Source organism: Arthrobacter sp. 01T425 (genome assembly GCF_056398725.1).
On the sequence record NZ_JBFTPY010000007.1, the window covers coordinates 173,022 to 194,605 of the forward strand.

Consider the following 21,584-nt stretch of genomic DNA (forward strand, 5'->3'; position numbering starts at 1 on the left):
TTTCCTTCCCGCGCTCCCTCACGTTTGGCAGGTTTCCTTCCCACGCTCCCTCACTTCCCTTATTTTGGCGGCGGGACGTGAGGGAGCGTCGGGTTTTTGCCGGCGGGACGTGAGGGAGCGTCGGGTTTTTGCCGAACTGATAATTTGGGACTGTGAATAATCCGGCCGAATTGGTTGTCCCCAGAGTCCAGGCTGCAATTGCCACCGCGTTTGGCGAAGAGTTCCGGCAGACGGATCCGGTGGTCAGGCCCTCCCAGTTCGCCGACATCCAGATCAACGCCGCCATGGCCCTGGCCAAAAAAGCCGGCCTGCCGCCGCGGGACGCCGCCGCCAGGATCGTGGACGCCCTGAACCTGGACGGCATCTGCACCAGTGTGGAAATCTCCGGACCCGGCTTCATCAACCTGAGCTTTGACGGCACCTGGATCGAGGAGCTGCTCAATGCGGAGTCGGTCCAGGCCGCGTCCCCGGCCACGGCCGTCACGCCCGCCGCGACACCGCAGCGCGTCGTCGTCGACTATTCCTCCCCGAATGTCGCCAAGGAAATGCACGTCGGCCACCTGCGCACCACCGTGGTGGGGGACAGCCTCGTCAAGGTGCTCGAAGCCCTCGGCGACACCGTGATCCGGCAGAACCATATCGGTGACTGGGGCACCCCGTTCGGGATGCTGATCGAACACTGGCTGGAGATCGGCGAGGACTCCCCGGAGGCGGCGCTGCTGGTGGAGGACCCCAGCGCGTTCTACCAGGCCGCCCGGGCCAAGTTCGATGCCTCCGCCACCGACGAGGACGGCTTCGCCACCCGGGCCCGGCTCCGCGTCGTTGCCCTGCAGGGCGGCGACCAGGAGACCTTCGCCGTCTGGCAGCGGCTGGTCGCCCAGTCCAAGCGCTACTTCAACGCCATCTACTCCACCCTCGGCATCAGCCTTACCGATGACCACATCGCCGGCGAAAGCTCCTACGACGCGCATCTGGCACAGCTGTGCCAGGAACTCGAGGAACGCGGCCTGGCCCGGATCAGCGACGGCGCCCTGTGCACCTTCCCCGCAGGATTTACCGGCCGCGACGGGCAGCCGCTGCCGCTGATTATCCGCAAGTCCGACGGCGGCTACGGCTACGGCACCACGGACCTCGCCACCATCCGCTACCGGGTCCGCGACCTGGCGGCCAACCGGATCCTCTACGTCGTGGGCGCCCCGCAGAACGTCCACCTGCGCATGGTCATGGCCAGTGCCCGGGACGCCGGCTGGCTTCCGGAGACGGTCGAGGCCGTGCACGTGCAGATCGGCAACGTGCTTGGCGAGGACGGAAAGATCCTCAAATCCCGTTCCGGTGCCCCGGTGAAGCTCATGGCCCTGCTCGAAGAGGCCGTGGACCGTGCCCGCGCCGTCATCGACGCGAGCCGGCCCGAGCTCAGCGAGGCGGAGCGCGCCGTGACCGCCCGCCAGGTGGGCATCGGTGCCGTCAAGTACGCCGACCTCTCCACCGGCCACGACACCGAGTATGTCTTCGACTTCGACCGCATGCTCGCCCTCAGCGGCAACACCGGACCCTACGTGCAGTACGCTGCGGCGCGGATCCGCTCCATCCTGCGCAAAGCCGGGGTACTGGAAGAAATCACCGGCGACGGCGGCTCGCCGTCAGCCGGCGCCGCAGGAACTCCGGCGGCCGGCACTCCGGCAGCCGAAGCATCCGGCGGCCCCGCCACGGCGATCGCCGTCGTCGAACCCGCAGAACGCGCGCTGGCCCTGCACCTGCTGGAGTTCGACGCAACGCTGAACAAGGTGCGGGACGCGCTGGAGCCGCACCGGCTCTGCGGCTACCTCTTTGAGCTCGCACAGCTCTTCACCACGTTCTACGACCAGTGCCCTGTGCTCAAGGCCGAGGAATCCGTTCGGGACTCGCGGCTGGCCCTGTGCGCGCTGGCTCTGCGCCGCCTCTCCGGCGGCCTGGAACTGCTGGGCATCGAAACGCCGGAGCACATGTGAGTCCGGCGGATTCCGCTGCCGGCTCATCCGCTCCTGGCGGCCTGACCGCGGTGGAGGCTGCGCGCATCGCCGTCGGCACGTTGCTCGCCGCCGGTGTGCGCCAGGTGGTGGTGTCCCCGGGATCGCGCTCGGCGCCCATGGCCTACGCCCTGGCCGAGGCCGAAGCCGCCGGACGGGTGGAGCTGCTGGTCCGGATCGACGAAAGGTCCGCCGGCTTCACCGCCCTGGGCCTGGCCCTGTCCGCCGGTGCGCCCGCCGCCGTCCTGACCACGTCCGGGACCGCCGTCGGCAATCTCCTCCCGGCCGTCATGGAGGCCAACCACGCCGCGGTGCCGCTCGTGGTCATCTCCGCCGACCGGCCCGAGGAGCTGCGGGGGACCGGCGCCAACCAGACCACCGTGCAGCTGGACCTCTTTGGCGACCACGTCCGCTTCGCCGTCGACGTGCCCGCGGGCAGCGATCCGCAGCGCGCCGTCGAAACGGCCCTCAGTGCCGCCACCGGAGCTTTCGAGGACGCCCCGCCCGGGCCGGTGCAGCTGAACCTTGCCTTCCGCGACCCGCTGGTCCCGGCCGTGGGCGACGGGCTGCCCGCGGCCGCCGGTCACGGCATCTACCGGGCCGCCCGGAACCCCCTGGCCCTGGACTTTCCGGCCGCGTCGACGGCGCTGCCGGAGCGGCGCACCGTGGTGCTGGCCGGGCACGACGCCGGCCCGGTCGCGGAGGCTTTCGCCCGCGCGCACGGCCTGCCGCTGCTGGCCGAGCCGTCTTCCAACGCCCGCTTCGGCCCCAACGCGGTGGGCCCCTACCGGCTGCTGATCGAGCACTTCGGCGCGGACGCGGCACAGCCGATCGAACGCGTGGTCCTCTTCGGCCGGCCGACGCTCTCCCGGCCGGTGAGCGTGCTGCTGGAGCGGGCGGATGTCCCGTCGGCCCTGTACCAGCCGGTTCCGGTGGCCTGGTACGAACCCGGCCGCCGCACCGAACTGCCGCTGGAAACCCTGGCGGACCTGGCGGACTTCGCCGGCCGCGGATCTGCCGCCTGGCTCGATGCCTGGCTGCTGGCAGGAGCCGCCGCGCAGCATGCCGTGGACCTGATCCTGGCCGCATCCCCGGCCGCGACCGGCCCGTCGGTGGGCGCCGAAGTCTGGAAACATGCCCGCGGGCAGCTGGTCCTGGGCTCCTCGAACGGGATCCGCGACGTCGACCTCGCCGGGGCGCCGCCCGCGGAACCCCAGGCCACCATGTTCGCCAACCGGGGCCTGGCCGGGATCGACGGCACCACGTCCACCGCCACCGGGATCGCGCTTGGCGGCGGCCAGGAAACCACCGTACTCATGGGGGACGTGACGTTCCTGCACGACGCCGGGGGACTCCTGCTCGGCGCCGGGGAGGCCGAACCGCAGCTGCGGATCGTGGTGCTCAATGACGCCGGCGGTGCCATCTTCGGGCTCCTGGAGCACGGCACCGTCGCCGCGGCGGGGCGCTACGGCGACGCCGTCGAACGCCTCTTCGCCACCCCGCAGCGGGTGGACCTCGCCGCGCTGGCCGCGGCCTACGGCGTCCCGCACCGCCTGGTCGGCACGACGGCGGAACTCGCCGAGGCGCTGTCCGGCCCGCCGGAGGGCCGCAGCATCATCGAGGTGCGCACGGACCGGCACCGGCTCGGGGAACTGCACCGCGCCATCCGGGCCGCGGTGGCCACGGCCGTGGAGGGCCTCCCGCAGACGTAGCGCACGTTTCCGCTACGAAAAAGGACAGCCGCTACGTGGATCCACGTAGCGGCTGCCCTAAATCGGTGCGGAAATCCGGAACTACAGCACGCGGCTGAGGAACTCCTTGGTGCGGGGGTGCTGGGGATTGGCCAGGACCTCCCGCGGGTCGCCCGACTCCACGACGATGCCGCCGTCCATGAAGGTCAGGCGGTCGCCGACCTCCCGGGCAAAGCCGATCTCGTGGGTCACCACGATCATGGTCATGCCCGACTTGGCGAGGTCCTTCATCACGTTCAGGACATCGCCCACGAGCTCCGGGTCGAGCGCGGACGTGGGCTCATCGAACAGCATGAGCTCGGGGTCCATGGCCAGGGCCCGGGCAATCGCGACGCGCTGCTGCTGGCCGCCGGAGAGCTGGGACGGGTAGTGTCCGGCGCGGTCGCCGAGCCCCACCCGGTCCAGTAGCTCCAGGGCGCGTTTGCGGGCGACGGCCTTTGACTGGCCCTTGACCTGGACCGGGGCCTCCATGATGTTCTGCAGCGCGGTCTTGTGCGGGAACAGGTTGAAGCGCTGGAAGACCATGCCGATCTCGCGGCGCTGGGCGGCGATTTCCTTGGTCTTCAGGTCATGGAGCCTGCCCTTGACCTCGCGGTAGCCGATCAGGTCGCCGCCCACCGAAATGCGCCCGGCACTGATGGTCTCCAGCAGGTTCACGCAGCGCAGCATGGTGGACTTGCCCGAACCGGACGGGCCGATCACAACCGACACCTCGCCCTGGTTGACGGTCAGGTCGATGCCGCGCAGCACGTGGTGTGTGCCGTAGTACTTGTGAAGGCCCTCGATCTTGACCAGGGGCTGCTCTGTGGTGATCGTCATTTCGCCTCCTCCTCGGGGAAGTCCATCTTGAGGTCCGGCTCGGCCCCGGCGCTGGGGGCCACGGCTGCGGACGCCTTGGCGGCGGCGGGGTTGATCGCTGCCGGAACCCGGTTGTCCACTCCCTTGCCGTAGTGAGCCTCAATGAAGTGCTGGCCCACCATCAGGATGCTGGTGATGACGAGGTACCAGAAGGCGGCGACAATCAGGAGCGGAATGGGAAGGTAAATCCGGTTGGCCAGGGCGTTGGTCGCGAAGGTCAGGTCCAGTGTGAACGGCACCGCCAGGACCAGCGACGTGGTCTTCAGCATGCCGATTGTCTCGTTGCCGGTGGGCGGCACGATGACGCGCATGGCCTGCGGCAGGATGATCCGCCGCATGATCTTGCCCTTCGTCATGCCCAGGGCCTCGGCAGCCTCACTTTGGCCCTGGTCCACGGACTTCAGGCCGGCCCGGAAAATCTCTGCGAGATACGCGGACTCATTCAGGCCCAGGCCCAGGATGGCCGGGATCAGGCCGTGGGTGGGGTCCGAGGTCACCCAGGTGAAGGTTGCAGGACCAAACGGGATGCCGAGGACGATCGTCGGATAGAGAACCGTGGCGAGCCCCCAGAACAGCAGCTGGGTGTAGATCGGGGTGCCGCGGAAGAACCAGACCCAGGTCCAGCTGGACCAGCGGAACACCGGGTTGTCGGACTGCCGCATGAACGCCAGGAGGATGGCCAGGACGATGGCCAGGACCATGGACGCAAATGTCAGGAACAGGGTCCAGACGACGCCCTGGACCACCTTGGTGTCCAGGATGTAGGTGCCGACGACGTCCCAGCGGAAGTTGGGGTTCGTGAACAGGCTCTGCAGGAAGGCAAGCAGGAAGCCGACGATGATGATGGCGCTGATCCAGCGGCCGGGATGCCGTACCGGTACTGCATTGTTCAGTACCGGTGCGGCGTGAGGGTCCTGATGGCTGTCCATCTCTGCCCCTGCTGCGGATCCGGTTGTGGGGAGGCTCAAGACGCGACCGCCGGGTTGACCTCGGACTTGGTGATGGCACCGTCGGTGACGCCCCAGCCCTCAAGGATCTTCTTGTAGGAACCGTCTTCCATCAGTTTGGTCATGGTCTTCTGGACGACGTCCGCCAGGGCCGTGTCCGACTTGGCGACGGCGATGCCCTGGGGAGCAGAATCGTAGACTTCGCCGAGCTTCTCGAGCTGGCCGTTGGTCTGGGTCAGTGCGTAGCCGATGATGGGGGAGTCGGCGGCCATGGCATCGATGCTGCCGTTGACCAGTCGGGTGGTGATGTCCGTCTGGGTCTTGAGGGTCACGATGTTAATGGGCTGCTTGCCCTCGGCGGTGCACTTCTTGTTGCGGTCCGAGAGGTCCGGATCTTCCTGGATGGTGCCGGTCTGCACGCCGATGGACTTGCCGCAGAGGTCATCGAGGGAGATCTTCTTGGGGTTGCCCTTCTGAACGGCCCAGCCGGTACCTGCCTGGTAGTAGCTGACCATGTTCACCGCGGCAAGCCGCTCCGGGTTGATCGTGAAGGAAGAGACCCCGAGGTCGTACTTCGGGCCGAGAGCCGGAAGGATGCCGGTGAATTCGGCCGTCTGGACCTGGACCTTCAGGCCCAGCGCCGCGCCGATCGCCTTGGCGATGTCGACGTCGTAGCCCACGGGGGTCTGGCCGTCGGTGCCGAGGAATTCCGCGGGGGCGTAGGAGGTATCCGAGCCCACGGTCAGGGTGCCCTTTGACTTGATCGACTCGGGCAACATGGCCGCCAGGGCGTCGTCCTTCTGGACCGTGCTGGGGTCAAAGCTGGCCGCGGCGCTGCCCGAAGCGGAAGCCGCGCCGGAGGGGCCGGTCTCGGAGGCGTTCGTGCAGGCCGTCAAGGCCAATGCGCCGACGGCGAGCACCGTGGCGACCTTCATTGCGGGGTTGCTCAGGAGCGAAGGGGAGATCTGCATTTTCTTACCTTTTGTTGCCGGAGGGATGCGTAACGAGGCCGATTTATAGTGTATCGCCGAACAAGAGATGTACGTCACAGAAAACTAAGTTTCACTATTGGATAACTAAACCAGACCCGAATGCAATATCTTTAATGCCCGATCTGTCTGTGATCCCGGATTCCTGTCCGTTTCGCCAGTTCCTGCGGTGCAAGTCCGACGGCCGATTCGCCGGCCCGGCCGGCGTCACCGGCCCCACCCGCATCTTGGGCCTCACCGGCCCCGCGGCCTAGCTGCTGATGCCGAGCGACTCCAGCATCGGCCGGAACTTCGCCCACGTCTCGGCGAGCTCAGTCTCGGGAACCGAGCCGTCCACCACGCCGCAGCCCGCATAGAGCCGGACCGTGTGCGGGGATTCGATGACGGCGCCACGCAGGGCGATGCCCCACTCGCCGTTGCCGGCCGCGTCGAGCCAGCCGACCGGCCCGGCGTACGGGCCGCGGTCCAGGTGCTCGAGCTTGCGGATGAGCGCCCCGGCCACGGTGGTGGGGGTACCGCAGACGGCGGCGGTCGGATGCAGCGCGTTGATCAGGGCCAGGCACGTGGGGACGTGGCCTTCCACCTCAGCCAGCTCAGCCTTGACGTCCGAGGCCAGATGCCACACATTGGGCAGTTCGAGGATGAAGGGCTCGCTGTGCGCGTTCATGGCCTCGGAAAACGGGGCCAGCTGCGTGGTCAGGGACTGGATTGCGATGTCGTGTTCGTGCCGCTGCTTCTCGGAGCCGGCCAGCACCCGTTCGGCGAATTCCAGCGGCGAGCCCGCCATGCCATCGGCGTCGCGGCGGTCCAGTGTGCCGGCCAGGACGCGCGCCTGCGCGGTGCGGCCCTCCACCTGGATCAGCATTTCCGGAGTGGCCCCCACCAGCCCGTCCACCCCGTACGTCCAGCATTCGCGGTACCGGGCCGACAGCTCGCGCAGCACCTCGGCGGCCTTGACGCCGGTGGGGACGGTGGCCACGACGTCCCGCGCCAGCACCAGCTTTTCCAGGGCGCCGGTCCGGATCTCCGCGACGCCGGAGGCAACGGCGGCCATCCAGTCTTCCTCGCTGAGCGAGCCGGTGTGCAACGTTGCCCCTGCGGCCAATGGCAAAGGACGTACGACGGCGCCACCGGTCTGCGCGGGTGCCGGCACCGGGTCATCCACCACGGTCACGCTGGTCCCGGGATTGGCGCTGGCTCGGGGATTTGAGCCGGGATTGGCGCTGGTGCTGTGAAGCCAGCGGTCCAGGGCGGCGCGGGCACCGGCTTCGGTGAGGTCGCCGTCGTCGAACGTGAGCTGGGTCAGCCAGGCCTGGCCGTCACGGAGCCCGACGACGATTTCCGGGACCAGCAGCCGGGACTCATGGGCGGAGGCCTTGGAGAAGGCGAAGGAGCCGAAGGCGACCGGGCCGGTGCCGGGGCAGCCCACACTGTCCTGGATGTCTGCCTCCAGGACCTGGTGGCGCCACCAGATGTCCGCTTCCAGGAACCGCTCGGGTCCGGTGGCAGTGAAACGGGCTATCTCGCCGAAGCCCACGAGACCGGCCTCGCGGCGGGTCCAGCAGAGGACATCGTCCCGGACCAGAAACGACGGCAGGCCCCCGGGGAAAGTTTCGGCATCGAGGGGGACTGTCAAGGTGCGGAACGTGCTCGTCATGATGGCATAACACTAGCCCGTGATCGCCCATTGGGTGGATATACACGGGCCGGCCGGGCCTCCACGGGGCCGCCGCGGCCGTTGCCGCAGGTGAAAGCCGCGTCAATTGGCGGCCCGTTCGTGGGAGCGCCGATCATTTGAGACAATGTCAGGGTGAACCGAGCATCCTTGGATAAGCGTCCGGACGAAGTAGCCACGATGTTTGACGACGTCGCCCCCAAATACGACGTCGTCAACGATGTCCTGTCCTTGGGGCAGACGCGGCGTTGGCGCAAGGTGGTGGTGGAGGCGATGGGCGTATCGGCCGGCCAGCACGTCCTGGACCTCGCCGCCGGCACCGGCACCTCCAGCGAGCCGTACGCCGACGCGGGCATCAACGTCATCGCCTGCGATTTCTCCCTCGGCATGCTCAAGGTCGGCAAGCGCCGCCGCCCGGACATCGACTTCATCGCCGGGGATGCCACCCGCCTGCCGTTCGCGGACAACACCTTCGACGCCAGCACGATCTCCTTTGGCCTGCGCAACGTCAACGAGCCGAAGAAGGCCCTGGCCGAGATGCTGCGGGTCACCAAGCCCGGCGGCCGGCTGGTCATCGCGGAGTTCTCCCAGCCAGTGGTGCCGCTGTGGCGCACCATGTACACCGAATACCTCATGCGGGCCCTGCCGGCCATCGCCGTCAAGGCCTCCTCCAACCCCGACGCCTACGTCTACCTCGCCGAGTCCATCCGCGCCTGGCCGGACCAGGACCACCTTGCGGCCTGGCTGCAGGAGGCCGGCTGGGAATCCGTCACCTACCGCAACCTCAGCGGCGGCATCGTCGCCGTGCACCGGGCCCAGAAGCCGGCAGACCCCTCAACCGGCCCTGCCGCAGGCGCTGCGGCGCTGGCCGCCCACACCGGACCCGTGGCCAAGCTGCGCCGCAACATCACCCGGCCCGGCCGGTAGCCGATCCCTGCTGTGAATGTACTGATCGTCGGGGCGGGCCCGGCCGGATCCACCGCCGCCTACTACCTTGCCAAAGCCGGCATTGACGTCACGGTGCTGGAGAAAACCAGCTTTCCCCGCGAGAAAGTCTGCGGCGACGGACTCACCCCACGCGCGGTCCGCGAGATCCAGAAGCTGGGACTCGCCCACCCCGAAGCCGACGGCTGGCGGCGGAACAAGGGCCTGCGCCTGATCGCCGGCGGCCGCACGATCGAACTGCCCTGGCCGGAGGTTGCCGACTTCCCGCAGTACGGGCTGATCCGGACCCGGCTCGGCTTCGACGAACAGCTCGCCCGGCATGCCCAGTCCGCGGGCGCCGTCGTGCTGGAACGCCACAGCGTCACCGAGGCGCTGCGCTCCGAGGATGGCCGGGTCACCGGCGTGCGCGCAGCGCTGCTGGACAACTCCGGGCGCAAGACCGGCGAGACGCGCGACTTCAGCGCCGACGTCGTCCTCGCCGCCGACGGGAACTCGACGCGCACCGCCGTCTCCCTGGGCATCGGCAAGCGCGACGACCGGCCGCTCGGCGTGGCCGTGCGGACCTACTTCACCTCGCCGCGGCACGACGACGACTGGATGGAAGGCTGGCTCGAGCTTCCCGGCCGCGACGGCAAGCTCCTGCCCGGCTACGGCTGGGTGTTCGGCGTCGGCGACGGCACCTCCAACGTGGGCCTGGGCATCCTGAACTCCTCGAAGGACTTCGGCAAGCTGGACTACAAACAGGTGCTGCGCGAATGGACCGCCGGCATGCCCGAAGACTGGGGCTTCACCCCGGACAACCAGGTGGGCGAAATCCGTGGTGCCGCGCTGCCCATGGGCTTCAACCGCACCCCGCACTATTCTCCGGGCCTGCTGCTCCTCGGCGACGCCGGCGGCATGGTCTCCCCGTTCAACGGCGAGGGCATCTCCTACGCCATGGAGTCCGCCCGCTTCGCGGCCGAATTCATCGCCGACGCGGCTGCCCGGTCGGCGTCCGCCGGCTGGGGGACCGGGACGGAGGCTTCCAGGGCCGCCGACGCGCACCTTGCCCGGTACGCCGACTACGTGCGCCAGCAATGGGGCTCACACTTCACACTGGGACGGGCGTTCGCCGCCCTGATCGGCAAGCCGGCCGTCATGAAACTGGCCCTCCGGACCGGTATGCCTGTCCCCGTGCTCATGCGTTTCGTGGTGCGGATGCTGGCCAACCTCACCGATCCCGCCGCCAAGGGCTTCGAGGACCGGGTCATCCGGGTCCTGGAATCCCTGGTTCCCGCCACGTCCAATCAGGCCACGTCCAATCAGGCAACGTCCAACAAGGCCGCGTCCACCACGGACAGCGTTCCGCACTCCGGCGCCAACTCCGCGGTTTCCGCAACAAAAAGTTAGGGTTAACCCGTGACCAACTCTGCAGACCAAAGCTGGACGCACGCCGGACACGGCCTGCCGAGCGCTGAACCCAGCCTCAACACCACCGCGATCGCCACCGGCCTCCAACTGCCGGCAGGCTTCTCGGCCATCGCGGGCGACGCCGAGCTGGGCCCGGCGCTCACCACCAACCTGGCGCGCGTCGAGAAGAAGCTGCGCGAAGCCATTGCCAACTCCGATCCCCTGGCTGACGCAACGTCGCGCCACCTCGTGGAAGCCGGCGGCAAGCGGATCCGCCCGCTGCTGACCCTGCTGTGCGCCCACCTTGGCGACGCCTCCTTGCCCGCAGTGGTGCAGGCCGCCGTCGTCGTCGAACTGACGCACCTCGCCACCCTCTACCACGACGACGTCATGGACTCCGCGCCGTTCCGCCGGGGGGCGCCGACGGCCCACGAGGTCTGGGGCAACTCCGTCGCGGTCCTGACCGGCGACCTGATCTTTGCGCGCGCCTCCATCCTGGTCTCAGAACTCGGGTCCCGGGCGCTTGGCATCCAGGCCCGCACCTTTGAACGGCTCTGCCTGGGCCAGCTGCACGAGACCGTGGGACCGCGCCCGGACGAGGACCCCTTGGCGCACTACCTCTCCGTCATCGCGGACAAAACCGGCTCGCTCGTGGCCGCCTCCGGGCAGCTGGGTGCAATCTTCTCCGGCGCCGACGAAGCCTACGAGCCGATCCTGGTCGAGTACGGCGAGAAGGTGGGCGTTGCCTTCCAGCTCGCCGACGACGTCATCGACGTCACCGGGATCAAGGTCAAGTCCGGCAAGTCGCCGGGAACCGACATGCGCGAAGGCGTGCCCACCCTGCCCGTGCTGCTGCTGCGCAACGCGGCCCGCGACGGCGACCAGGCCGCCGTCGAACTGCTGACGCTGATAGACGGTGACCTCAGCTCGGATGAGGCCCTGACCGCCGCCGTGGCCGGACTCCGGGAGCACCCCGTCACTGCACAGTCCTGGGTGGTGGCACGCACCTGGGCCGATGAGGCCATTGCCGCCCTTGCCCCGCTGCCCGAAGGCGTCGTAAAGGCCTCGCTGACCAGCTTCGCCCACGCCGTAGTGGACCGCAGCAGCTAGGTCCCCGGCCTCCAGCCGCTGGGCCCGCCTCCGGCCACACCAGCTAGGCCGGGCCCGGCGGTACAGCCGGGCCGGAGTCACTCCCCGGCCGGTTCTTCCGGCTGGGTGCAGCCTGACGATTAACCTGGCTTCCGGCTTAAACGGAATGGCCCCGGTTCCTCACAACGTCCGAGTCTTCCGTTGCGCCGAACCGGGGCCATTTCTCCGTTCGCATCAGATCCACCGGAGGCATTTGGTGAACCCAGAAACAACTCTATGACAGTTATGTCATAGCGTCCAGACCTATCTGTAAATTTCTTGTCATAAGATTTCGATTCATTGCCGGACGTTGTCGCGCTGAGTTTCCCCACCTTTGGCCGGACAGCTTCGGGACACGCCCGCCGCTGGCGGGACACGCCGTCGGACATGGTCAAAAGCGGGGAATACCAGCGGCGCGGATGGTGCGGAGTTGTCCACATAACCGATGTTGTGGCCCCCGGGGCTGTCATGCCGCGTGTGTGCTTGCCCCATGGACGTTACGGTTTATCTGGAATACGCCGGCTCGGTTGCCCGCACGGCCACGCTGCTGCAGGCAGGTTTTACGTCGAACAGGATCCGCGCTGGCGTGGCTGCGGGGGAAATTCGCCGCCTCCGCCATGGGGTGGTGGCGCTGCCCGGGGCGCGGGCGGACTTCGTGGCCGCCGTGCTCGTGAACGGCGTGCTCACCTGCGCCTCCGCCGCGCCGTTCCACGGCATATGGCGCCTCCACGAGCCCGCACGGCTGCACCTGCTGTGCGCGCACGGCGCAGCGCCCGGAATGGTCATCCACCGCGGCAGCCTGGTCCCGACGGAATACCCGTGCCCCGTGGCCGGACTCACCGACGCTCTGCTCCACGCGCTGCGCTGCCTGCCCCCGGTGGATGCGGCGGTCATGGTGGAAAGTGCCCTGCTGCAGGGCCGCACCTCGCTGGACTATCTGCGCCAGCGGCTGCCGGGAAACCGGAACGGGGCCGCCCGTGCAGTCCTGGATCTGGTTGACGGCACGGCGGATTCGGCGATCGAGGTCGTTGCCAGGCTGCTCTTCAGGAGCCAGGGAATCTACACCCAGACGCAGGTGCACCTGCCGGGGATCGGCGTCGTGGACTTCCTGCTTGAAGGATTCCTGATCGTGGAGATCGACGGGAGCACCCATCTTGAGCGCGCGCAGGTCAAGAAGGACCGGGGCCGGAACAACGCCAGCATCCTGACCGGCTACGCCGTCCTCCGGTACGGATATCACGACGTCGTTTACAACCCGCAGAAGGTGATCGACGAGGTGTGGCAGGTGCTGCGCGGCAGGGTCATCCGCTGAATTTCCCCACGTATGGAATCCCGTTGCCGCAGAATGCCGGCGGTTCCTCCGGACACGCCGGTGGGGGACGCCAAACAAGGGGAGAATCGGCGGCCGCAGGAGGGGAGAGTCGGCGGGAGCAGGAGAGCGGGAGAGTCGGCGGCCGCAGGAGGGGAGAGGTCGGCCGGAGATGGGAGGGGAGGCCGTGGAGCCTAGTCTTCGTCCTCGTCGTTGAAGGCCCACTCGAACATGTCGAAGACGAATTCGGAGAAGGTCCCTTCCTCGCTCTTCCACTGGCCGCGGGCGTTGTTGCGGCGGTACACGATGGGATCCGGGATGCTGAGGTCCCCGATGCGGAAGCCCCAGGTGAACTGCTCTTCCTCGTCCTCGAGGAACATGAGGAAGCCCTCGTCATCGACTTCGAGCTCTTCGGGGTCCCAGAAGTAGTGGTAGGCCTCCATGATGTCCTCGCAGCCGCCGACTGCCAGGTAGAACTCGCGCAGGACCATCGGGACCTGGAACTGGTGCTCGGCGAGGGCGGCGTCGAGCTCCTCGGCCGGGAGGCCATCTTCTTCCTGCCATTCGTCTTCGAGATACTTCGGGACAAGCGCGCGGAATTTCTCGAGGAACATGTCAGTCATGGTCTTATCCTAGCTAATCCTCAGCGGTCGTTTTCCGCGGTGTCCAGGCCCAGCCGGTGCCAGCCGCGGACCGCCAGCGGAACGTACCAGTGGCGCCGCCAGGCCGTGACCCGGAAGGCGAAGACCACCCCGGCGACGGCGCAGGCGCTCACCGCGGTGAAGGTCCCCGTGAGGGACAGGATCACGGTCGACGCCGACCCGGCGAACGCCGGCAGCGCGTACAGATCCCTGGGGTCGAAGAGCTGCGGGACCTCGTTGGCGGTGATATCCCGCAGCAGGCCGCCACCCACCGCCGTCGTCACACCCAGCAGGACGGCGGCCACGGGATTCATCCCGGCGGCCAGGGCCTTCAGTGTGCCGGTGATGCAGAACAGGGCCAGCCCGCCGGCGTCGAACAGGATCAGCAGCGACGTGAAGCGCTGGACGCTGGAGAACAGGAAATACACCAGCACCGTGGCAAACAGGGGCGGTGCCAGGTACGCCGGGTTGGTGAACGCGGCGGGCGGGCCCGCGTTGATGATGATGTCGCGGATGACGCCGCCGCCCAGGCTCACCACCGAGGCCAGGAGCAGCGAGCCGATGATGTCGAACTGCTTCCGCGCCGCGAGCAGCGAGCCGGAGACCGCAAAGAAGAACACGCCGGCGAGGTCAAGCCAGACCAGGACAAGGCTGAAGGAGAAGGTCATGAAGCGTCCCGGTCGATTGCAAGGGGGCGGATAGGGCGGCTCCAAGGTTACGCTAACGGCTATGAATACCCCCATCCTGATCGCCTGCGCCCACGGCACGTCGAGCCCGCACGGGGCCGCGGAGGTCAACGCGCTCCGGGACGGCATCGCGGGGCTCCGTCCCGGGCTGGTCGTCCGCGAGGCCTACGTCGACGTGCAGGACCCGGATCTGCCGGCCGTCGTGGCGGGGCTCCCGGCGGGGGTAACCGCCGTCGTGGTTCCGCTGCTGCTCAGCGTCGGATACCACGTCAAGGTGGACATCGCCCGCGCCGTGAAGAGCCGGCCGGACACCCTGGCCGCGGCGCCGCTGGGTCCGGATCCGCGGCTCGCAGCGCTGCTCGATGCGCGGCTGCGCGAGGCCGGGGTAACGGACAACGACGCCGTGGTCCTCGCCGCCGCCGGGTCCTCCGATCCCAGCGCCGCACAGAATGTCGAGGAACTCACGGAGCAGCTCCGTGCCCTGCGTTCCAACCGGATCGTGGCCGCCTACGGCGCCTCCGCCAAACCCTCGGTTCCCGACGCCGTCGCCATGCTCCGCGAGGAGGCCGCCGGCGGTGCCGGCGCGGGGGAGTCGGCCGGAGCGGTGGACCTTGGCGGTCGCGTCGTCATCGCCTCGTATCTCCTGGCGCCCGGTTTCTTCCATGACCAGCTGGCCAAGGCCGGCGCGGACCTGGTGACGGCGCCGCTGCTGCCCTCCCCGGTCCTCGCCGAAATTGCCTTGGAACGCTACGACGCGGCGCTGGCCGGGGCCCCGCAGCCCCGGCCCTGACGGTCCGCGCAGATGCACAGCCGCAGGGCGACTTCAAGAGTTTTCGGCGGTTCGTGACGAAATGTTGCCCTAGGTGACTCCCCGTTTCTGACCCTTTGTGACGGGATTACGGCCGCCCCTACAGTCGATGCATGACTGATACAGCTCTAGCCGGAGCGTCCACGGACGAGGCTGCCGCCGGCCGCACCAAGCGCCCTCCCCGCCCGGCCGCAAAGCCGCACGGCCAGTGGAAAGTGGACGGCACCACGCCGCTGAACGCCAACGAGACCTGGAAACAGGAAGACAACGGCCTCAACGTCCGCGAGCGTATTGAGTCCGTCTACTCCAAGCACGGCTTCGACTCGATCGACGGCACCGACCTGCACGGCCGCTTCCGCTGGTGGGGGCTTTACACCCAGCGCAAACCCGGGATCGACGGCGGCAAGACCGCCACGCTTGAGCCGCACGAGCTAGAAGACAAGTACTTCATGCTCCGCGTCAGGATCGACGGCGGTGCGCTCACCACCGCGCAGCTGCGCGTCATCGGCCAGATCTCCGTGGACTTCGCCCGCGACTCGGCCGACCTCACGGACCGCCAGAACATCCAGCTGCACTGGATCCGGGTCGAAGACATGCCCGAAATCTGGCGCCGGCTCGAAGGCATGGGGCTGTCCACCACGGAAGCCTGCGGCGACGTGCCCCGCGTCATCCTCGGCTCCCCGGTGGCGGGCATCGCCAAGGACGAGATCATCGATCCCACACCGCTGATCCAGGAACTCGCCGAGCGGTTCATCGGCGACCCGGAACTGGCCAACCTGCCGCGCAAATTCAAGACCGCCATCACCGGCCACCCCAGCCAGGACGTGGTGCACGAGATCAACGACGTCGCCCTGGTGGGCCTGGTCCACCCCGAACTCGGCATCGGCTACGACCTCTGGGTGGGCGGCGCGCTCTCCACCAACCCCATGCTGGGCAAGCGCCTCGGCGCCTTCGTCCGGCCGGACCAGGCCGCCGACGTGTGGCTCGGCGTCACCAGCATCTTCCGCGATTACGGCTACCGGCGCATGCGCACCAAGGCCCGGCTGAAGTTCCTGCTGGCCGACTGGGGGCCGGTGAAGTTCCGCCAGGTCCTCGAAGACGAATACCTCGGCTACAAGCTCGCCGACGGCCCGGCCGCCCCGAAGCCCTCCACGCCCGGCGACCACATTGGCGTGCACGAACAAAAGGACGGCAAGTTCTTCATCGGCGCCACCCCGCTGGCCGGCCGCCTCTCCGGCAGCCAGCTGGTCAAGCTCGCGGACACCCTGGAGGCCCGCGGCTCGCAGCGCCTGCGCACCACCCCGCACCAGAAGCTCGTGGTCCTCGACGTGCCCAAGGATGAGGTGGACTCGCTCGTGGCCGAGCTCGACGCGCTGGGCCTGTCCGCCCGCCCGTCCGTGTTCCGGCGCGGCACCATCGCCTGCACCGGCATCGAGTTCTGCAAGCTCGCCATCGTGGAAACGAAGGTGACCGCGGCGACGGCGGTCGCCGAGCTGGAGCGCCGGCTGGCCGACCTCGCCGAGAGCAAGCAGCTGCCCCAGGCGCTGTCCCTGCACATCAACGGCTGCCCCAACTCCTGCGCCCGGATCCAGACGGCGGACATCGGCCTCAAAGGCATGATGCTGCCAACGCCCGACGGCGACCCCACCCCGGGTTTCCAGGTCCACCTCGGCGGCGGGCTCGCGTCCGACAGCCGCGAGGAGGCAGGCCTGGGCCGCACCGTCAGGGGCCTCAAGGTCACGGCCGGGGAACTGCCCGACTACGTGGAACGCGTGGTCCGCAAGTTCGTCGCCGACCGCTCCGAGGGCCAAAGCTTCGCCGAGTGGGCCTTCGCCGCGGAAGAGGGTGATCTGCAGTGACCGCAGCGCTCCGCTCCCACGACGAGCTCAAGGCCCTCGCCGAGGCCGGCGCCGCCGAGCTCGGCTGGGACGCCCCGGCCCGCGACGTCATTGCCTGGGTGGCCCGCAATTTCGAACTGCCGACTGTCGCCGTCGCCTGCTCCATGGCGGATGCAGTCCTCCCGGCGCTGGTCGCGGACCAGCTCCCCGGCGTCGACGTCCTGTTCCTGGAGACCGGCTACCACTTCCCGGAGACGCACGCGACGCGCGACGAGGTCGCGGCCAACCTGCGCGTCAACGTCGTGGACGTGCTGCCGGAGAACACCGTGGAGCAGCAGGACCGGCTCCTGGGCAAGGACCTCTTCGCCCGCGACCCCGCGCAGTGCTGCGCCCTGCGCAAAGTGGCGCCGTTGCGCCGCACCCTGGCAGGCTACGAGCTCTGGTTCACCGGGGTCCGCCGCGACGAGGCGCCCACCCGCACCAACACGCCGCTGGTCACCTGGGACGAGGCCAACGGCCTGGTCAAGGTCAACCCGGTGGCGGCCTGGACTTTCGACCAGCTGGTGCAGTACTCCGACGACAACCTTCTTCCCGTCAACCCGCTGCTTTCACAGGGCTACCCGTCCATTGGCTGCCAGCCCTGCACCCGCAAGGTGGCGCCCGGCGACGACCCCCGCGCCGGACGCTGGGCAGGAACCGACAAGACAGAATGCGGACTACACGTATGAGAACTCAAATCACCAACGAGGACCTGGAGCTGTCGGTGCTGGACAACGACGCAGCTGAGACGCCGATTGCCGCCCAGGGAGTGGCATCGGGCCTGTCGGAGCCGCGCGCTGGGCTGATCGAAGATCAGCCGCGCGGCGCAGGGGCGGGGGCGGCAATCGGCGTCGCAGGTTCACGCCTCTCGAGCCTCGACACCCTCGAGTCCGAGGCCATCCACATCATCCGCGAGGTCGTCGCCGAGTTCGAGAAGCCTGCGCTGCTGTTCTCCGGCGGCAAGGATTCCGTGGTGATGCTGCACCTGGCCACGAAGGCCTTCTGGCCCGGCAAGGTGCCCTTCCCGGTGCTGCACGTGGACACCGGCCACAACTTTCCCGAGGTCATCGACTTCCGCGACCGCACTGTGGAACGGCTGGGCCTGAAGCTCGTCGTCGGCTCCGTCCAGGAGTTCATCGACTCCGGTGAGCTGGCCGAGCGTGCGGACGGAACCCGGAACCCGCTGCAGACGGTGCCGCTGCTGGATGCGATCCAGCGCAACAAGTTCGACGCCGTCTTCGGCGGCGGCCGCCGCGACGAGGACAAAGCCCGGGCCAAGGAACGGATCCTGAGCCTGCGCGACGAGTTCGGCCAGTGGGACCCCCGCAACCAGCGGCCCGAGCTGTGGAACCTCTACAACGGCCGGCACACGGTGGGCCAGCACGTCCGCGCGTTCCCCATCAGCAACTGGACCGAACTGGACGTGTGGCGCTACATCGAGCGCGAGAACATCGAGCTGCCGGGCCTGTACTACGCCCACCGCCGCGAAGTCTTCGCCCGCGACGGCATGTGGCGCGCCGTCGGCGAGGTCTCCCAGCCGCGCGATCACGAGGAAGTCATCACCAAGACCGTCCGCTACCGGACCGTCGGCGACATGTCCTGCACCGGCGCCGTGGAATCGGCCGCCGCCACGGTGCGCGACGTCGTCATTGAGGTTGCCGCCTCGACCATCACCGAACGTGGCGCCACCCGGGCCGACGACCGCATCTCCGAGGCCGCCATGGAAGACCGCAAGAAGGACGGCTATTTCTAATGAGCACGGAAACGTTTCTCCCGGGCCCGGACCTCGTTGCCGCGGCGCTGCCCACCACGCTGTTCCGCTTCGCCACCGCAGGCTCCGTCGACGACGGCAAGTCCACACTGGTGGGCCGGCTCCTGCACGACTCGAAGGCGATCCTCGCCGACCAGCTCGACGCCGTCGCCCGCACCTCGGCGGACCGCGGGTTCGGCGGTGAAGGGGCCACCGGCACAAAAGCGATCGATCTCGCCCTGCTGACCGACGGCCTGCGCGCGGAGCGCGAGCAGGGCATCACGATCGATGTCGCCTACCGCTACTTCGCCACGGACCGGCGCAGCTTCATCCTCGCGGACTGCCCCGGGCACGTGCAGTACACCAAGAACACGGTGACCGGTGCGTCCACCGCGGACGCCGTCGTCGTGCTCATCGACGCCCGCAAGGGTGTCCTCGAGCAGACCCGCCGGCACCTGTCCGTGCTGCAGCTGCTGCGCGTGGCACACGTGATCGTCGCCGTGAACAAGATCGACCTTGTGGATTTCAGCGAGGACGTGTTCCGCGGGATCGAGGCGGACGTCCAGCAGGTCGGGCGCGAACTCGGGCTCGGCCGTGACGATTCAAATGCAGGCGGGGTCTCCGATCTCTTCGTCGTCCCCGTCTCCGCCCTCGACGGCGACAACGTGGTGGACCGCTCGGAGCGGACACCGTGGTACGACGGCCCGGCGCTCCTGGAGGTCCTGGAGACGCTGCCGGCCGCCGACGAACTCGAAAGCCACCTCGAAAGCTTCCGTTTCCCGGTCCAGCTGGTGGTCCGGCCGCAGGGCGCGCTGGCTCCGGACGCCATCGCCGGCGGCCTCGATCCCGAGGCCTACCGCGACTACCGTGCCTACGCCGGCCAGATCACCGAAGGCTCCGTGAAACTGGGGGACCAGGTCAGCATCCTGACCCCGGGCCAGGCCCCGCGCACCACCACCATCACCGGGATCGACTTCGCGGGCCGCGAGCTCGCCGAGGCGGCCGCACCGCAGTCCGTGGCGCTGCGCCTGGCCGATGAGTTCGACGTCGCCCGCGGTGACACGATCGCGGCGGCCGGGACGGTGCGTGAAAGCAGTGCAGACCTCTACGCCGCCCTGTGCTGGCTCTCGCCCAAGCCGCTCCGGGAGGGCTCCAAGGTCCTGGTCAAGCACGGCACCCGCACGGTCCAGGCCCTGGTGCGGAACGTGACAGGCAGGCTCGACCTCGCCAGCTTCGGCCTGGAGCCGACCACCACCCTGGAGCTCAACGACATCGGGCACGCGCAGCTCCGGCTCGCCGCGCCGCTGCCGCTGGAGAACTACCTGCACCACCGCCGCACCGGGGCGTTCCTCGTGATCGACCCGCTCGACGGCAACACCCTCGCCGCAGGCCTGGTCAACGACCACCCCGGCGACCACGAGGACGAGCGCTACTCGATCTAGGCCACGTGTCACATGGGCGCAGCTTGTTCCCCGGTCGGTCGCCATGGGCGGCTGTCCGGGAAACAAGCTGCCGTCTTTTGGGGCCGAATGTGACGCTGCGTGAACCCGCGTGACCCCCGGTTTCCGGGCCGTTGAACCCCGAATATGACACTCCCTATGGTGAATGAATGAAGACACAGGAACGGTTCCCCGGCCTCCCCCGCAGGGACTTCCAGGGGCGATGTCGCCGGCGCTGACCATCCGCCCGGCCCTTCCGCACACACCCCAGAACAGGACTTCACCCATGTCACACACCCCCGAAAACCCCGGGCCCGGCACACAGCCCGGCACCACCCGGATCGTCGCCGGCGAGACCGGCAAACCCAAACGCAAGCGCACCCTGGAAATCGCCCTGGTCGCGGGCCTCGTGCTCCTGATCGGCGCCGGCGCAGCAGTTGCATCCTCGCTGTCCCGCAGCCCCGAAACCGCCCCCGTAGCGGCAACGGCGGACGCCGGCCCGGCCGCGGAGCTCAGGCTCGGCTACTTTGGCAACATCACCCACGCCCCGGCCCTGGTGGGTGTCAACAAGGGGTTCATCGCCAAGGACCTCGGGGCGACCAAGCTCAGCACGCAGGTGTTCAACGCCGGCCCGGCCGCGATCGAGGCCCTGAACGCCGGCGCCATCGACGCCACCTACATCGGCCCCAACCCGGCCATCAACTCCTACGTCAAGAGCAACGGCCAGTCCATCAGCATCATCGCCGGCGCCGCGGCCGGCGGAGCGCAGCTGGTGGTCAAGCCCGGCATCAACTCGGCGGCCGACCTCAAGGGCAAGACGCTCGCATCGCCGCAGCTCGGCGGCACCCAGGACGTGGCCCTCCGCGCCTGGCTCGGCAAGCAGGGGTTCAAGACCTCCACGGACGGCAGCGGCGACGTCTCGATCAACCCGACCGAGAACGCCCAGACCCTCAAGTTGTTCCAGGACGGCAAGCTCGACGGCGCGTGGCTGCCTGAGCCCTGGGCCTCCCGCCTGGTGCTCCAGGCCGGCGCGAAGGTCCTGGTCGACGAGAAGGACCTGTGGGAGAAGGGCGAGTTCGTCACCACCGTCCTGATCGTCAACAAGACGTTCGCGGCCGAGCACCCTGCCACGGTGCAGGCGCTGCTGAAGGGCCATGTCGAATCCGTGGACTGGCTCAACGCGGCGCCCGCCGCCGAGAAAGCCACCGTCCTCAACGACGGGCTCAAGGCTGCCGCAGGCAAGGCGTTGCCGGCCGACGTCATCGACCGGTCCCTGAAGAACATTGTCTTCACCACCGACCCGCTCGCAGGGACGTACAAGAAGCTGCTCCAGGACGGCGTCGACGCCGGCACCACCAAGCAGGCCGACATCAACGGCATCTTCGA

Annotated in this window: 18 protein-coding genes; 12 read left to right on the forward strand and 6 right to left on the reverse strand. The window is 68.5% G+C overall.

Going from position 1 to position 21,584, the window contains the following annotated elements:
* Window positions 1-152 precede the first annotated feature (152 nt).
* Together argS and menD are read left to right on the forward strand one after the other, a co-directional pair.
* Window positions 153-1,988 (forward strand): arginine--tRNA ligase, encoded by a 1,836-nt coding sequence (argS, locus tag AC1DNG_RS10455; RefSeq protein ID WP_476887306.1) that lies wholly within the window; start codon window positions 153-155, stop codon window positions 1,986-1,988.
* Window positions 1,985-3,718 (forward strand): 2-succinyl-5-enolpyruvyl-6-hydroxy-3-cyclohexene-1-carboxylic-acid synthase, encoded by a 1,734-nt coding sequence (gene menD, locus AC1DNG_RS10460; RefSeq protein WP_476887307.1) that lies wholly within the window; start codon window positions 1,985-1,987, stop codon window positions 3,716-3,718. The genes argS and menD overlap by 4 nt, the downstream gene beginning before the upstream one ends.
* An 81-nt stretch (window positions 3,719-3,799) precedes the next feature.
* Here menD and AC1DNG_RS10465 read toward each other — a convergent pair whose 3' ends face one another.
* The 4 genes from AC1DNG_RS10465 to AC1DNG_RS10480 all read right to left on the reverse strand — a co-directional run bounded on the left by AC1DNG_RS10465 (window position 3,800) and on the right by AC1DNG_RS10480 (window position 8,208).
* Window positions 3,800-4,576, reverse strand: coding sequence for an amino acid ABC transporter ATP-binding protein (locus AC1DNG_RS10465; RefSeq protein ID WP_028276658.1), 777 nt, complete (start codon window positions 4,574-4,576; stop codon window positions 3,800-3,802).
* A complete protein-coding gene (locus AC1DNG_RS10470; protein ID WP_476851222.1) occupies window positions 4,573-5,544 on the reverse strand; it encodes an amino acid ABC transporter permease in 972 nt (323 codons plus the stop codon). The genes AC1DNG_RS10465 and AC1DNG_RS10470 overlap by 4 nt, the downstream gene beginning before the upstream one ends.
* Window positions 5,545-5,579: 35 nt before the next feature.
* Window positions 5,580-6,533 (reverse strand): ABC transporter substrate-binding protein, encoded by a 954-nt coding sequence (locus AC1DNG_RS10475; RefSeq protein ID WP_476851223.1) that lies wholly within the window; start codon window positions 6,531-6,533, stop codon window positions 5,580-5,582.
* Window positions 6,534-6,801: 268 nt separating this feature from the next.
* The gene (locus AC1DNG_RS10480) at window positions 6,802-8,208 is read right to left on the reverse strand and encodes an isochorismate synthase (RefSeq protein WP_476887308.1); all 1,407 of its coding nucleotides are present in this window, start codon (window positions 8,206-8,208) and stop codon (window positions 6,802-6,804) included.
* 153 nt (window positions 8,209-8,361) lie between these two features.
* Between AC1DNG_RS10480 and AC1DNG_RS10485 the strand changes: the two genes are divergently transcribed.
* The 4 genes from AC1DNG_RS10485 to AC1DNG_RS10500 all read left to right on the forward strand — a co-directional run bounded on the left by AC1DNG_RS10485 (window position 8,362) and on the right by AC1DNG_RS10500 (window position 13,000).
* Window positions 8,362-9,153 (forward strand): demethylmenaquinone methyltransferase, encoded by a 792-nt coding sequence (locus tag AC1DNG_RS10485; RefSeq protein WP_084476083.1) that lies wholly within the window; start codon window positions 8,362-8,364, stop codon window positions 9,151-9,153.
* Window positions 9,154-9,165: 12 nt separating this feature from the next.
* Window positions 9,166-10,560: a geranylgeranyl reductase family protein gene (locus AC1DNG_RS10490; RefSeq protein WP_476887309.1), complete on the forward strand. Its 1,395-nt coding sequence runs from the start codon at window positions 9,166-9,168 to the stop codon at window positions 10,558-10,560.
* A 9-nt stretch (window positions 10,561-10,569) separates the two neighbouring features.
* Window positions 10,570-11,670: a polyprenyl synthetase family protein gene (locus AC1DNG_RS10495; RefSeq protein ID WP_476887310.1), complete on the forward strand. Its 1,101-nt coding sequence runs from the start codon at window positions 10,570-10,572 to the stop codon at window positions 11,668-11,670.
* 508 nt (window positions 11,671-12,178) lie between these two features.
* Window positions 12,179-13,000 (forward strand): endonuclease domain-containing protein, encoded by an 822-nt coding sequence (locus AC1DNG_RS10500; protein ID WP_476887311.1) that lies wholly within the window; start codon window positions 12,179-12,181, stop codon window positions 12,998-13,000.
* Between the two features lie 191 nt (window positions 13,001-13,191).
* On the opposite strand, the gene AC1DNG_RS10505 is transcribed toward AC1DNG_RS10500, so the two are convergent.
* Window positions 13,192-13,620: a hypothetical protein gene (locus AC1DNG_RS10505; RefSeq protein ID WP_476887312.1), complete on the reverse strand. Its 429-nt coding sequence runs from the start codon at window positions 13,618-13,620 to the stop codon at window positions 13,192-13,194.
* Between the two features lie 20 nt (window positions 13,621-13,640).
* Window positions 13,641-14,306, reverse strand: a complete 666-nt coding sequence (locus AC1DNG_RS10510) for a trimeric intracellular cation channel family protein (RefSeq protein ID WP_476851228.1) — start codon at window positions 14,304-14,306, stop codon at window positions 13,641-13,643.
* Between the two features lie 61 nt (window positions 14,307-14,367).
* On the opposite strand from AC1DNG_RS10510, the gene AC1DNG_RS10515 reads away from it, so the two are divergent.
* The 6 genes from AC1DNG_RS10515 to AC1DNG_RS10540 all read left to right on the forward strand — a co-directional run.
* Window positions 14,368-15,114, forward strand: a complete 747-nt coding sequence (locus AC1DNG_RS10515; RefSeq protein ID WP_476887313.1) for a sirohydrochlorin chelatase — start codon at window positions 14,368-14,370, stop codon at window positions 15,112-15,114.
* Between the two features lie 131 nt (window positions 15,115-15,245).
* Entirely contained in the window at window positions 15,246-16,991 is a 1,746-nt protein-coding gene (locus tag AC1DNG_RS10520; protein WP_476887314.1) for a nitrite/sulfite reductase, read from the forward strand.
* Window positions 16,988-17,698: a phosphoadenylyl-sulfate reductase gene (locus tag AC1DNG_RS10525; RefSeq protein WP_476870404.1), complete on the forward strand. Its 711-nt coding sequence runs from the start codon at window positions 16,988-16,990 to the stop codon at window positions 17,696-17,698. Before AC1DNG_RS10520 ends, AC1DNG_RS10525 begins: the two co-directional genes overlap by 4 nt.
* On the forward strand, window positions 17,695-18,762 hold the full coding sequence (gene cysD, locus AC1DNG_RS10530; RefSeq protein WP_476872940.1) for a sulfate adenylyltransferase subunit CysD: 1,068 nt from the start codon (window positions 17,695-17,697) through the stop codon (window positions 18,760-18,762). The genes AC1DNG_RS10525 and cysD overlap by 4 nt, the downstream gene beginning before the upstream one ends.
* Complete coding sequence (locus tag AC1DNG_RS10535; protein WP_476887315.1) at window positions 18,762-20,201, forward strand: sulfate adenylyltransferase subunit 1; 1,440 nt, start codon at window positions 18,762-18,764, stop codon at window positions 20,199-20,201. Before cysD ends, AC1DNG_RS10535 begins: the two co-directional genes overlap by 1 nt.
* A 283-nt stretch (window positions 20,202-20,484) precedes the next feature.
* Window positions 20,485-21,584 (forward strand): ABC transporter substrate-binding protein (locus AC1DNG_RS10540; protein WP_476887316.1); only part of this gene is annotated, 1,100 nt, incomplete at its 3' end.